This is a genomic window from Methylomonas sp. MS20 (assembly GCF_050275925.1).
GTDB lineage: Bacteria > Pseudomonadota > Gammaproteobacteria > Methylococcales > Methylomonadaceae > Methylomonas > Methylomonas koyamae_A.
The window spans coordinates 4,409,225-4,421,898 of sequence record NZ_CP189962.1; the positions used below are offsets into that span (position 1 = coordinate 4,409,225).

General features: G+C 59.8%; 10 protein-coding genes. 4 read left to right on the forward strand and 6 right to left on the reverse strand.

Annotation, left to right across the window (positions count from 1 at the left end):
* Positions 1–12 precede the first annotated feature (12 nt).
* The 6 genes from ACQE3D_RS19855 to ACQE3D_RS19880 are packed head-to-tail and all read right to left on the reverse strand — an operon-like array spanning position 13 to position 6,235.
* Complete coding sequence (locus ACQE3D_RS19855; RefSeq protein ID WP_313730766.1) at positions 13–1,083, reverse strand: alpha-ketoacid dehydrogenase subunit beta; 1,071 nt, start codon at positions 1,081–1,083, stop codon at positions 13–15.
* Positions 1,076–2,038, reverse strand: coding sequence for a thiamine pyrophosphate-dependent dehydrogenase E1 component subunit alpha (locus tag ACQE3D_RS19860; protein WP_313730764.1), 963 nt, complete (start codon positions 2,036–2,038; stop codon positions 1,076–1,078). The genes ACQE3D_RS19855 and ACQE3D_RS19860 overlap by 8 nt, the downstream gene beginning before the upstream one ends.
* 2 nt (positions 2,039–2,040) lie before the next feature.
* Complete coding sequence (locus ACQE3D_RS19865) at positions 2,041–3,561, reverse strand: PfkB family carbohydrate kinase (RefSeq protein ID WP_313730763.1); 1,521 nt, start codon at positions 3,559–3,561, stop codon at positions 2,041–2,043.
* A gap of 4 nt (positions 3,562–3,565) precedes the next feature.
* Positions 3,566–4,129 (reverse strand): SIS domain-containing protein, encoded by a 564-nt coding sequence (locus ACQE3D_RS19870; RefSeq protein WP_313730762.1) that lies wholly within the window; start codon positions 4,127–4,129, stop codon positions 3,566–3,568.
* Positions 4,130–4,138: 9 nt separating this feature from the next.
* On the reverse strand, positions 4,139–5,125 hold the full coding sequence (locus tag ACQE3D_RS19875) for an SDR family oxidoreductase (RefSeq protein ID WP_313730760.1): 987 nt from the start codon (positions 5,123–5,125) through the stop codon (positions 4,139–4,141).
* Between the two features lie 9 nt (positions 5,126–5,134).
* On the reverse strand, positions 5,135–6,235 hold the full coding sequence (locus tag ACQE3D_RS19880; protein ID WP_168032616.1) for a radical SAM protein: 1,101 nt from the start codon (positions 6,233–6,235) through the stop codon (positions 5,135–5,137).
* A gap of 352 nt (positions 6,236–6,587) precedes the next feature.
* On the opposite strand from ACQE3D_RS19880, the gene ACQE3D_RS19885 reads away from it, so the two are divergent.
* From ACQE3D_RS19885 to ACQE3D_RS19900, 4 genes are all read left to right on the forward strand, one after another.
* The gene (locus ACQE3D_RS19885) at positions 6,588–7,784 is read left to right on the forward strand and encodes a nidogen-like domain-containing protein (RefSeq protein ID WP_313730759.1); all 1,197 of its coding nucleotides are present in this window, start codon (positions 6,588–6,590) and stop codon (positions 7,782–7,784) included.
* A gap of 347 nt (positions 7,785–8,131) precedes the next feature.
* Positions 8,132–9,349: an efflux RND transporter periplasmic adaptor subunit gene (locus tag ACQE3D_RS19890; protein WP_313730758.1), complete on the forward strand. Its 1,218-nt coding sequence runs from the start codon at positions 8,132–8,134 to the stop codon at positions 9,347–9,349.
* Positions 9,346–11,283, forward strand: a complete 1,938-nt coding sequence (locus ACQE3D_RS19895; protein ID WP_313730757.1) for a MacB family efflux pump subunit — start codon at positions 9,346–9,348, stop codon at positions 11,281–11,283. Before ACQE3D_RS19890 ends, ACQE3D_RS19895 begins: the two co-directional genes overlap by 4 nt.
* Positions 11,280–12,674 (forward strand): efflux transporter outer membrane subunit, encoded by a 1,395-nt coding sequence (locus ACQE3D_RS19900; protein ID WP_313730756.1) that lies wholly within the window; start codon positions 11,280–11,282, stop codon positions 12,672–12,674. Before ACQE3D_RS19895 ends, ACQE3D_RS19900 begins: the two co-directional genes overlap by 4 nt.

Here is a 12,674-nt window from a genome sequence, read left to right on the forward strand (position 1 = left end):
TTCTCGAATAAGTTAAAACGGGCCGACGAAACTGCGGTCGGGCTGATCCTTGGCCAAATCGGATTGCAATTGCCGCCGGACGCTGTCTAGTAGCGGCCGGCGATCCAATAACTCCAGCACCGTCTCGGCGATGCGCTCCGCGCCGGGGTAGTAATGGTTGGCTAAAAAATGCGTGGTCGGAACCGGATGGTTGGGATAGGCGATCAGGCGCGGCGCTTGTTTTAACGGGTGCGGCTGCCGTTGATACAAGCGCGAGATCAAGGTATGGCCGAGCGACGCCATTTCCGGCGCGCAATCGGCCACCAGCAACAAGCCGGTTTCGGCGGCCGAGCGTGCGACAGCATCGACATCCAGCGGGGTCAGGCAGCGCATGTCCACCACGTCGGTTTCGATACCGTGTTCGGCCAGTACGGCGGCGGCCTTCAACGCTTCAATCGTCATATGCGAGAACGCGGCGATGCTGACATCGCGGCCTTCGCGCAAGCGCGCCGCGCCGCTCAAGCCGGCGGCGGGCCGATCTTTATCGACTTGGCCGATCACATGATGCAGCCAGCGGTGTTCGACGAACAACACCGGGCCGTCGTCGGCGATCGCGTCCAGCATGAAATGGTAGGCATCGCTTGCCGTGGTCGGCATCACCACTTTCAGGCCGGGCACTTGGGCGAACATCGCCTGCAAGCTTTGAGAATGCTGCGGCCCCTGCCCCCAGCCGCGACCGATGATGACTCGCACCACCAGCGGCACGCTTTGCTTGCCGTCGAACATGTAATGCCATTTGGCTGCGTTGTTGACCAGTTGATCCATCGCCAGCAGCGCGAAATCGATGCGCTGATGCACCAGCACCGGCCGCATGCCGGCCAGCGCCGCGCCGATGCAAATACCGGTCATGCCGTTTTCGGCCAGCGGCATGTCCAACACCCGCTCGGCGCCGTATTTCTCGCGCAAACCTTGGGTGGTGGCGAAAATGGTTTTCGGATCGGGCACGCCCTCGCCGATCAACAGCATGTCCGAAAACCGCGCCAACCCGTCGTCCAAGGCTTCGCGGATCGCCGCGCCGTAACTCAAGGTCAAGATCTCAGACATACACATGCCGCTCCATGCTCGCCAATGCCGGCGCCGGGCCGGCCAAGGCTTCGGAGAAGGCTTCGGCGATTTCGGCGCCGACCCGTTGCTCGATTTCGAGCAATACCTCCGCGCCGACGCCGGCATCGGCCAAGGTCCTCCCGGTATGCAACAGCGGACAGCGCTGTTTCCAGGCCAACAGTTCGCCGGGCATGCGGTAGCCCAGCTCGTCGTCCTCGTTCGGTCCGCAATGTTCCGGCCAACGGTGAGTATGCAATTCCAGGAACTGCGGGCCCTCGCCGTTGCGGGCGGCGGCGATGGCGTTTTCCGCCAGCGCATGGACGTGTTCGACCTTGTTGCCGTCGCCGCTGACGGCCTGCAAGCCGTGGGCGGCAGCAATTTGATAAATGTCGCGAGCCGGCTGGCGTTCGTATAACGGCGTCATCACCGAGTATTGGTTGTTCTCGCAAACCATCACCAGCGGCAGTTTTTTCAGCACCGCGAAATTCATGGTTTCGTGCAGCACGCCTTCCTCGAAACAGCCGTCGCCGAAAAACACTACCACGACGTTGTTTGAATTTCGGCGCTGTTCGCCCCAGGCGTAGCCGGCCGCGACCGGCACCGTGCCGCCGACGATGGGTGTGGAGGCGATAAAGCCGGCCGATAAATCGCTCAAATGCATCGAACCGCCACGCCCGCCGCAACAACCAGAGGCTAAACCGTACAGTTCGGCGATCAGGCCGACCAGACTGCCGCCCTTGGCCAGATAATGGCCGTGGCCGCGATGGTTGCTGAAGACCTTGTCGCTCTCGGTCAGATGTGCGCAAACGCCGACCGCGATGGCTTCCTCGCCGATGCACAAATGGGTCGGGCAACGCATGTGCTGCTCGGCGTAACGGGCGGCGATGGCCTCTTCGGCACGGCGGATACGCAGCATCCGGTAATACAAATCTTGCAGTTCGGCGGTGGTCGGCACGTTCATTTCAGCAAGGTGGTAATGTATTTGAACAAGGCCACCGCCCGCACCGGCTCGCGGTTGCAGACGATTTGCACGTCCAGCGCCGCCGCCGCGCTGCCGGCGAATAAGGCTGCGTCCGGCGCCAAGCCGGCGCCCAGACACAAGCCGGCCACCGACAAGAAGGCGTCGCCGGCGCCGATGCGGTCCACGACCTTGGACGAGAGCGCCGGAATCTTGTACTGGGTCTTGGCTCGATCCAGCAGCAACGCGCCCTTGGTGCCACGGGTGATCGCAATATGGCTGGCCGCCAGCCTGTCGGCCAACTGTCCGGCCAGTTCTTCGATCGCCCCGCCTCGGTCGTGCACCGCCAAACGCAATTCCGGTTCGTTCATCGACAGGAAATTGGCGCGCGGATAGCGGGTGATCAAATGGTAACCGCGATTGCCGCTATTGACCTGGGCGTTGACGGCCAGAAATTTGGCGCCGGCCGACAAGGCCGCGACCATCTCGCCGGAAATGAAACCGTTGCCGAAGTCCGGCACGATCACCACGTCGAAATCGCCTAAATGCCGCTCCAGCCAGGCCACGATCTTACGATTGATTTCCACCGGCAACGGGGCGTCGTTGTAAAAATACACCTCGAACAATTTGGCGATGTCGGCATCGACGTAGCGGCGCTTGACGATGGTCGGCCGATCCTGGCTAAAGAAAAACACCGGATCGATGTTGGGATTCAAATTAGTGCGGATGAAGTCTTCGTGGCTTTTAGTCGCGCCCAACCCGGACAACAAGGTCACGTTGCCGGCAAACTCGGCCACGTGGTTGGCGACCGCGATCGCGCCGCCGGCGAAGCGTTCGTAGTCGTTGTATTTGACCGAAAACACGTTGCCCTTGCCGGACTGGCCCAAGGCCGAGGTGTAATGGTATTCGTCGACGATGGCCTCGCCGACCACCAGCACGTTCAAGCCCTGTAAGTGCTTAAGCTGGTCTATCATCGCGTTGGCGGAAATCCGCTCCTTGAATTCGTCCAAGTAAGCGGAAATTTCCGGCGAGAACACCTCGAAATATTCGTTCAGCAAACGGGTGGAACTCGAGGTCAATTCGTCGGTGAAGAACACCTTGCCGCCGTGGCGCTCGACCGCGTCCTGTTCGTGCTGGATGTTGCCGGTCAAATCGTCGCTGGTGCTCTTGTAGTCGCTGCCCTTGACGTACAAATCCGGCTTGACCGCATCCAGCACGTTGACGGCGGTCACGGCATGGTTGATCGCCACGCTATCCACGCAAGCCAGCGCGGCAATGTTTTCGGCGCGCAAATATTGGTTGAACACCGGCCTACCGGGGCCTTTGTTGACGTATTCGTCGGCGGTGACGCTAACCAGCAGGGCATCAGCCTCCCGCGCGGCGGCCTGTAAATGGCGGATATGGCCGATGTGCAGCAAATCGAAGGTGCCGTGGCACAGCGCCACGGTTTTACCCGCCGCCTTCAATTCGGCGGAACGCTGGGCCAGTTGCTCGATCGAGACGATTTTGGATGTCGACATAAGCCTACTTTTTAATCAATTGATCGGTGATGTGGTGCAGCACGAACAAATGCGCCAACTCGACCATGCCGTAATGGCTGCTGTCCAGCCAGACATTCCAGCGCCCTAACCGGCGCAGCGGATTGTCGGGCTTGAAACCGCTAAGGGTCAGTACCGCGAGTCCCTTGGCATTGGCCGCCGCCACCGCGTTGACGATGTTGGCCGACTGCCCGGAGCTGCTGATCGCAATCAGCACATCGTCCGGATAAGCGAAGGCCGAGACTTGCTTGGCGAACGCCTGTTCGTAACCGAAATCGTTGGTAAAGCAGGTCAGAGGCGCCGCTTCGTGCAAGGTCACTGCGCACAAGCCGCCGACGTTGCGCAGATCGGTGATGACATGGCTGGCTATCGCCGCGCTGCCGCCGTTGCCTAAAATGATGACTTTGGCCTGTTGCTGCTTGACCCGCGCGAATTCGGACAAAACGTCGGCGACAACGCCTTCGCCGTCCAAAGCAGCCCCGTCCGCCGCGTTGAAACGGCAGCCCGCCATCAGTTCGGCGAATTGTCCCGCGGCTTGTACTAATGGCATCGCGACCTCCTATTTATCCAGGTATTTAAACCAATCGGCGGTGGCGTCGGCGATCGAGGCCGAGGTCCACAGCGGCGCTTCCCGCCAATAATCGATGTGCGCCAGCATGTTGGCGACGCCTTGTTCGAAACTGACTTGCGGTTGCCAGCCCAGTTTCTCGCGAATCTTGCAAGTGTCGGCGAAGGTGCAGTCCGGCTCGCCGGGTCGTTTGGGAATATATTCCACCGGGCCGCCCAACAAGCCGACCAATTGATTCACGCTGTAAGTGCCGCCGCTGCCGACGTTCATCACTTCGCCGGCTAAGCCCGACTCGGCGGCGGCGATAAAGGCATTGGCCACGTCGGTGACGTAAGTAAAGTCGCGGGTTTGGGTGCCGTCGCCGACCACGGTAAACGGCTTGCCGTTGAGTTTTTGCGCCAAAAACACGCCGAACACCGCACCGTAAGCGCCGGTGGTGCGGGCGTGCGGTCCGTAAACGTTGAACAAGCGTAGCGATAGCGCCGGCAGGCCGTACAACTGCGCCCAGTGCAATACCAATTCCTCGCCGAGATATTTAGTCAAGGCATAGGGATATTGCGGTTTGACCGGCGCGGTTTCCGGGGTTGGGCACTGTTCGGCCAGGCCGTAGCAAGACGACGAAGCGGCATACACCAAGCGCTTGACCCCGGCGGCGCGAGCCGCTTCCAGCACGTTGAAAGTGCCGTCGACATTGGTTTCGAAATAGGCGCGCGGCTTTTCGATGGACGGTACGATGTCGGCCAAACCGGCCAGATGAAACACCCAATCGGCACCGTCGAATAACGGTGCGATGGCGGCAAATTCACGAATGTCTGCCTGATTAAACGCGAAGCGGTCCTGGCCCAGCAAATCGGCGATGGTTTCCTTGCGGCCGCCGATCAGGCTATCGATGACTTGGACCGAATGGCCCAGGCGCCACAGCTCGCGGCTGAGATGACTGCCGATAAACCCGGCACCGCCGGTAACAATAACCTTCATGATTTGTCCTTAAATGAAATTGACATGGGCGGGTTGGTTGTCGGCCAGTTTGTCCAAATATTGATTGACAGCTTCCATCCGGCAGTTTTTGCGGCACTCGTGAATGTCCAGTTCGTGGCCGATGTAATGCCAGTTCGCCCGGCGCTTGTCGCCTTCCCAGATCGCCTGAAAACTTTGTTCGGCAATATTGCCGTAGGCAAAACGCGAGTCGGTCAAATAGGCGCTGCAGCCGTAAACCTCGCCGTCGGCCATGATGTAGGCCCAAAAATACGGCGTGGCGTGACAGGTTTGGTAACGTTGCTCGTCCGACTGGCTGTAATTTTTCATGGTTTGTTCGCGAAACACCACGTTGAAGCCGTCGCCGTTAAAGGCCGCCAGTTCTTCGGCCATGCCCAGCAAATCGTCGTAGCGCAGATTTTCGTAGAGCCGAGTCTCGCTGAACAGGTGTTGGGAATAGGGTTTGACCACCAGATAATCCAGGCCGATGTCCTTGCAAATCCCGGCCAAAATGGCGATTTCGCCGCGGTTTTCGGGTAACAGCAAAATCTGCGCGCCTAGCGTGCAAGTCAGGCCATAGGCGCGTTTATGCGCGACGGCGGCTCGCAAATTGTTCAGCACCAAGTCGAAATCGGCGGCTTTGGTACGGTGTATCGCCGCGTAGTTCTCGGCGCTACCGGCGTTCAAGGAGACTTTAATCCACGAGGTCAGCGGCAGCGACTGTTCGATAAACTTGGCGTTCATCAGGGTGCCGTTGGTGGTAAACGATACGTCGATGCCGGCATCCACGGTGGCTTTGACGATGTCGTTAATGTCCTTATGCAGCATAGGCTCGCCTTCGCCGGCGTACATGATGCTTTTCACGCCCAGCCGGCCCATCTCGGCCAAACGATCCGCCAGAATGTTGACGTCCAATCGCTTGGCCTGATAGCCGATGTAATCGACCGCGCAAAAAGTGCAGCGATGGTTGCAGGCGCCGACCGGCGAGATTTCCATGTAGATCGGGTAGACCGATTTGGCGAGTTCCCAGTCCTGCCTGCCGTCCAGCCATTGAGCGACGCGCTTGGGGTGGTACACCAATTTATGACTGTCGATGCCGTATTTGTCCGTCATATTTTTGTCGCTTGCCGGTGAAAAACGCTATTGTCCCAGTAAAAGCGATAATTGTGCCAACGGGATAGCTATTAAGTGTAGCGTCCGGCCGGACGAATGCGGAAATGTCCGCGCGCACCGTCAACATCCAATGCAGGCTTACCGGAACCGCTTGCCGTAGCGCGCACCTAGCCAACTAGCCGAGTTTCCATCAAAAATTTTGATTGACATCACAAAATTTCGCTCGATAGAATGGAACCGTCGCAATAATTGTCACACGATTGTCATAAATACAAGGCGAAGAGCTGGAAAACAATCGGGAGCAAACACTTGCGCGACACCAGTCCATCACAATTGCAGCAAGGAGAGTGGAATGAAAGCACTGATAGTCGGCGGAATTCTGTCCCTGACGTTAGCGGTACCCGGTTCGGCAAACGCCGTTTCGTTGTTGACGCTGGCGGATGGCACATTCGGCGAGATAGCCCTGACCCCTAACGATGACGAATCGAGTTCGATGTTGAATCTGCCGTTTGCCGTTAATTTTTACGGAAACGTGTTCAACAACTTTTACGTGAACAACAACGGCAATATCACGTTTCAGTCGCCGCTATCCGAATTCACGCCCAGCAGTTTCCCGATCTCCGAACAACCGATGATCGCGCCCTATTGGGCCGATGTCGATACGCGTTGCGACGGTTGCGGCAACGTTTACGTCGGCGCGCCGAACAGCAATACGACCATCGTCACCTGGAACAACGTCGGTTACTACAGCGAACACGCCGACAAAACCAATAACTTCCAACTGGTGTTGCGCAACCAGCAAAACGGCGATTTCGACGTCGAATTTCGCTACGACCGGCTGGAATGGACCACCGGCGACGCCAGCAACGGCAGCAACGGCTTAGGCGGCACCCCCGCGCAAGCCGGTTTCGACGCCGGCGACAACGTCAATTACTTCACGCTGCCGGGTTCGTTCACCAGCGATATTCTCGATATTGCCAATAACACCAATGTCGTCAACGGCGATCCCGGCTTCTGGTCGTTCAGCATCCGCAACGGTTTGACGCCCGGCGCAACGCCGTCCAACCCGTTGTTGCCGGTTGTCGTAGACGGCGCTTTTGTCTTCGATTTCAATGTTCAGCCTGAACAACCCATCTTTATCGACCCTGAGGTAGCGGTCGGTTACGACTACGAAGTCACATCCGGCCCCAACATTGCTTCCGTTCTGTTGCCCACCAATCTCGGGGACGGAATTTACGATCTGTACCTTTGGGAGAATACGGAGTACGTGTTCGCGGCGGCATTGACCGCAGGCATTGAGTACTTCTTCGAACCCGGCGGCGTCAGCCGCTTCCGAATTCTGGGCATCGAAGTCAGCGCGGGCCTGGACCCCAACAATCCGCAAGCCTTCGTAACCGGTCTGACCTTCGTCGGTGCCGGCGCGGTCAGCCTGACTCAAACACCGCTGGTCAGCCAAGTGCCATTGCCCGCTTCCGGACTGCTGATGTTCTCCGGATTGCTGGCTGTCGGTTCCATGAAACTCTCGCGATCCGCACGTTCGGCCGGCTAACGGGTCAGTCGCTACTCCAAAGAGGGGCGGCCGTCGCAAGGGACCGCCCCCACCCTAATGACGGAGTGAAGACTCCTCCCATCCCACTCGAGTTCGAAACGGCGCGTTGACCGCGCCAATGATTTTCGCCACCTTTACCAAGCTTTACACCCAGCTACGGCTCGACCGTCTTGCCAAGCGTCCGCGCAACACCTAAACTGAACACCGGCTCACTAGCGAGCCGCGATCCCGCCGCCGAATTGTTCAGGCTCGGGAAGATTTACCCACCTACCGCTGTCGAAGCCATCGCCACTACTGCCGGTCGGAATGTTTACTAGTACCAACCGTAATCAACCGATACCGTTGCCATGCCGCCAAACCCGGAGAATAACCGTAGCCGTCAACGTCGGCCCGCGATCATTTTGCTGTTGCTGTTGACTACCGCGATCGCGGCTTATCGCTGGCTGACGCCCACTAATAAGTCCACGGATGCCGACCGCCCCGCGTTAGCGACCGTCACGCTCGGGGACATTGAGGAAACCGTCACCGCTCAAGGCAAACTCGAGCCCAAGGAATACGTGGATGTCGGCGCCCAAGTCACCGGTCAGTTACAAAAAATCCAAGTCAAAATCGGTGACGATGTCGAGGCCGGCCAACTACTGGCGCAGATCGATCCGCGAATTTATGCGGCTCGGGTCGCCGCCGACGAAGCCAATATCAAGAACCTGCAAGCGCAATTGCGCGGTCAACAAGCCCAAGCACTGTTCGCCCGTCAGCAATACGAACGCAACCGGGAATTGCTGGTCAGCCACGGCGTCAGCGTCCAGGATTTTCAAAACAGCGAATTCACGTTGAAAAACGCCGACGCCACCGTCGCGGCGCTGGAAGCGCAAATCGAGCAATTGCAATCGACGCTGAACGGCGATAAAACCAATTTGGGCTACACCAAAATCTACGCGTCGATGGCCGGCACGATGGTCGATCAAAAAGCCCGCGAGGGCCAAACGTTAAACGCCAATCAAACCACGCCGATGATCCTGCAGTTGGCGAAACTGGACACGATGACGGTACGCGCCCAAGTCGCCGAAGCCGATGTGATGCGGCTCCGCCCGGCCATGGCGGTATATTTCACGACGATGGGCTCGGGCGAGCGGCGTTGGCAAGCCACGGTCAGGCAAATACTGCCGACGCCGGAAGTCATCAACAACGTCGTACTGTATAACGTGTTGGTCGACGTCGACAACCACGACCGGCAATTGATGACCGGCATGAGCGCCCAGATGTTTTTCGTGCTGGGCAAGGCCGAGCAAGTCCCGCTAATACCGATCAACGCGCTCGGCGCCCGCGACCGCCGCAACGACAGCGACTTGGGAGACGCCTATCGCGTCAAGGTCGCCGGCCCGGACGGCGGCGAGAAAGTCGTCCAAATCGGCTTGCGCAATCGCCGTTTCGCCGAAGTGCGGGCCGGACTGGCGGTCGGCGACCGGGTCGAACCGCCCGCCGGCGGCGAAGACAAGATCAAAAACCGCCGTAAGGACCCCGGACCGCTCGGTCCGAATGCGGCGCCCGGAGTACCGCGCCTATGAATCAGACGCCATTGCTGCAACTGACCGACATTCAGCGCGTCTATCCGAACGGCGACGCCACGGTTCGAGCGCTGGACGGCGTCTCGCTGACGATTTGGCCCGGCGAATTCGTCGCGATCGTCGGCCAATCCGGGTCGGGCAAGTCGACGCTGATGAATTTGATAGGCTGCCTGGACCGTGCCGACGCCGGCGCTTACCGGGTGCTCGGTCGCGACGTGGCCGACCTGGACCCCGACCAACTGGCCGCGCTACGGCGGGATAGCTTCGGTTTCGTATTCCAACGCTACAATTTGCTGAATACCGCCACCGCCACCGAAAACGTCGAGATACCTGCCCTCTACGCCGGCCTACCGAAGCTCGAACGCCGACGACGCGCCTTGCAGCTGTTAAGCAAACTGGGTCTGGCCGAGCGTGGCGAGCACCGACCGATGCAACTTTCCGGCGGCCAGCAGCAACGGGTCGCAATCGCCCGTGCCTTGATAAACGACCCGCCGGTGATTCTGGCCGACGAACCGACCGGCGCGCTGGACAGTCACAGCGGCATGGAGGTGATGAGTCTGCTCGGCAATCTGCACGCCGAAGGCCGCACGGTATTGTTGATCACGCACGACGAAAAAATCGCGGCCCATGCGCAACGCGTGATTCATATCGCCGACGGCAAGATCGTCGGCGACGGGGAAGCTCATATCGGCGGTTCGGCCCTGCCGCCGCCGGCGCACTCCGGCATCGGCGGCGCGGGGCTGGCGGCGGAACTGGGCGAAGCAGCCAAGACCGCGCTACGCTCGCTACGCGTCAACCTGTTTCGCACCGCGCTAACCTTGCTGGGCATCGTCATCGGCGTCGCCGCCGTCGTGACCATGTTGGCGGTCGGCCAAGGCAGCCAGGAAAAAGTGCTGGAGCAAATGCGGGCGATGGGCACCGACATCCTATCGATCCGCCCCGGCCTACCGGGCTTTCGCGGTGGCGGCGACGTGGCCACCTTGACACTCGCCGATACCGACGCGATCGCGGAACTGGCCAACGTCGCATCGGCCGCGCCGGAACGCAACGGCCGGATGACCGTGCGTTACGGTAGCGTCGATTACGCGACCAGCGTGCAAGGCGTCGCGTCCAGCATGCCGTGGGTACGCGACTGGCCGGTCGCGCTTGGCGATTTTTTCGACGAGCGCGACCAGCGGCGCTACGCACCGGTGGTGGTATTGGGCGAAACGGTACGCAAACTGTTGTTCGCCGAAGGCGAAGACCCGCTGGGCCGTTTCGTGATGATAGGCAATATTCCGTTCGAAGTGATCGGGGTAATGGCAACCAAGGGTGCCGACGCCCAAGGCAGCGACCGCGACGACGCGGTGTTCGTGCCGATTACGACCGGCCTGACCCGTTTGTTCGGCCAGAAGTATCTGGGGGGCATCACGGTGCGGGTCGAGGACGTCATTAAGATCGACGCCACCCAACAAGCGATCACCGATTTGCTGATCGCCCGTCACCAGACCGAGGATTTCCGGATACGCAACATGGCCTCGATTATCGAATCGGCCACCGAAACCCAGAATACCTTTACCTTGATGCTAGGCATTGTCGCCGCTATTTCCTTGCTGGTCGGCGGCATAGGCGTCATGAACATCATGTTGGTCAGCGTCACCGAACGCACCCGCGAAATCGGTATCCGTATCGCCACCGGCGCCCGCCGCCGCGATATTTTGTTGCAATTCAACACCGAAGCCGCGGTGGTCTGTACCTTGGGCGGATTTATGGGTGTGTTGCTGGGATTTGCCGCCGGTTACGTTTTGAAGTACTTCGAGATGGCGGTGCTGTTTTCGCCGCTGCCGGCGATCCTCGCTTTTTCCTGCGCCTTCGGTACCGGCGTGTTATTCGGCTACCTACCGGCCCGCAAGGCCGCCTTTCTGGATCCGGTCGTGGCCTTGGCGGCGGAATGACCAAGAAAGCCCGACATCCAGCGTTCCTAGTTGTGTTACTAAGCCTGAACGCCGGCTGTAACCTGTTGTCCGACTACCGACGCCCCAGCGCCGAAACGCCGACGCATTGGCGGGAAGCGCGCGCGGACGATCCGGCCGATATCGATGAGCAATGGTGGCGAGCTTTCTCCAGCGAGCAACTCAACCTTTTGATCGGCGAAGCCTTGGCCGCCAACAAGGATCTGGCCGCGGCCGTTCAACGGATAGCGCAAGCGCGCGCTCAAGCCAGAATCGCCGGTGCCGACCTCTGGCCCAGTGCGACGTTGGACGGCAACTTCAGCGACAGCCGCAACGAACTGAGCGACAGCCAGAAAACCAGCGGCCAAATCGACATCGCTTACGAGGTGGATTTGTGGGGCGCCAATCGGGCCAAGCGCGACGCCGGCGGCGCTCGCGTGCTGAGCCAGCTGTTCGCCCGCGACGCGCTACGGCTGGTCGTAATGGCCGACATCGGCCAGACCTATTTCAACCTGCTGGCCCTCCAAGAACGCCGGCAAATCGCGGCCGATTTCCTGGAAACGGTCGGCGCGATCTTGACTATCGTCGAAGCTCGCCAACGAGCCGGCGCCGCCTACGAACTGGAAGTGGCCCAGCAACGCACGGCCCATGCCAATGCCCGCGCCAGCCTAGACCAGCTGATCCAGCAACAAGCGCTCGCGGAAAACAGTTTGGCGATTTTACTCGGCCACCCGCCGCAACATTTACACTTGGCGCCGGCGCGCTTCGCCGATCTGGCGACACCGAGCATTCCCGCCTCGCAGCCCGCCGACCTATTACAGCGAAGACCGGACATCGGTCAATTGGAAATGGAGCTGGTGGCCGCCAATGCCGATATCGCCGTGGCGCGCGCCGCGTTTTATCCGAAGTTGCAGTTAAGCCTAAGCAGCGTGCTTGCCAACCCGCAACCGGCCGGCGTGGCGGCGAGTCTGGCGGCCGGACTTTCCCAGCCGCTGTTCCAAGGCGGGCGCTTGGAAGCCGCTCTGGACTACGCATTAGCCGCGAATGCCGAGTTGATCGAAAACTACCGACAAACCGTGTTGACCGCCTTCAAGGAAGTCGAGGACGCCGCCGCGACCTTCGCCAACAGCCGCCGCCGTGTGCAAGCCCTACAAAGCGCCGCGGAGCAGGCCAAGTTGGCTTACCGGATTTCCGAGGACCGTTACCGTTTGGGCGCGGTGGATTTCCAAGCATTGTTGAATGCGCAGAGCAGCTACCTGGGCACCGAAAACAACCGCGTCCAAGCAAGATTGGATGTGTTGACCGCTCAAATACAAATGTATAAAGCTTTAGGGGGTGGTTGGTCGCTGGCCGAGCAAAACACCGATCCGACGGAGCAAGTCTTGTCGCCCTAG

What these genes read in the sequence shown, in the direction of transcription:
- ACQE3D_RS19900 (WP_313730756.1), top strand. Translation starts at nt 11,280, where the DNA reads ATGACCAAGAAAGCCCGACATCCAGCGTTCCTAGTTGTGTTACTAAGC.
- ACQE3D_RS19855 (WP_313730766.1), bottom strand. Translation starts at nt 1,083, where the DNA reads ATGTCTGAGATCTTGACCTTGAGTTACGGCGCGGCGATCCGCGAAGCC.
- ACQE3D_RS19895 (WP_313730757.1), top strand. Translation starts at nt 9,346, where the DNA reads ATGAATCAGACGCCATTGCTGCAACTGACCGACATTCAGCGCGTCTAT.
- ACQE3D_RS19865 (WP_313730763.1), bottom strand. Translation starts at nt 3,561, where the DNA reads ATGTCGACATCCAAAATCGTCTCGATCGAGCAACTGGCCCAGCGTTCC.
- ACQE3D_RS19890 (WP_313730758.1), top strand. Translation starts at nt 8,132, where the DNA reads ATGCCGCCAAACCCGGAGAATAACCGTAGCCGTCAACGTCGGCCCGCG.
- ACQE3D_RS19870 (WP_313730762.1), bottom strand. Translation starts at nt 4,129, where the DNA reads ATGCCATTAGTACAAGCCGCGGGACAATTCGCCGAACTGATGGCGGGC.
- ACQE3D_RS19875 (WP_313730760.1), bottom strand. Translation starts at nt 5,125, where the DNA reads ATGAAGGTTATTGTTACCGGCGGTGCCGGGTTTATCGGCAGTCATCTC.
- ACQE3D_RS19885 (WP_313730759.1), top strand. Translation starts at nt 6,588, where the DNA reads ATGAAAGCACTGATAGTCGGCGGAATTCTGTCCCTGACGTTAGCGGTA.
- ACQE3D_RS19880 (WP_168032616.1), bottom strand. Translation starts at nt 6,235, where the DNA reads ATGACGGACAAATACGGCATCGACAGTCATAAATTGGTGTACCACCCC.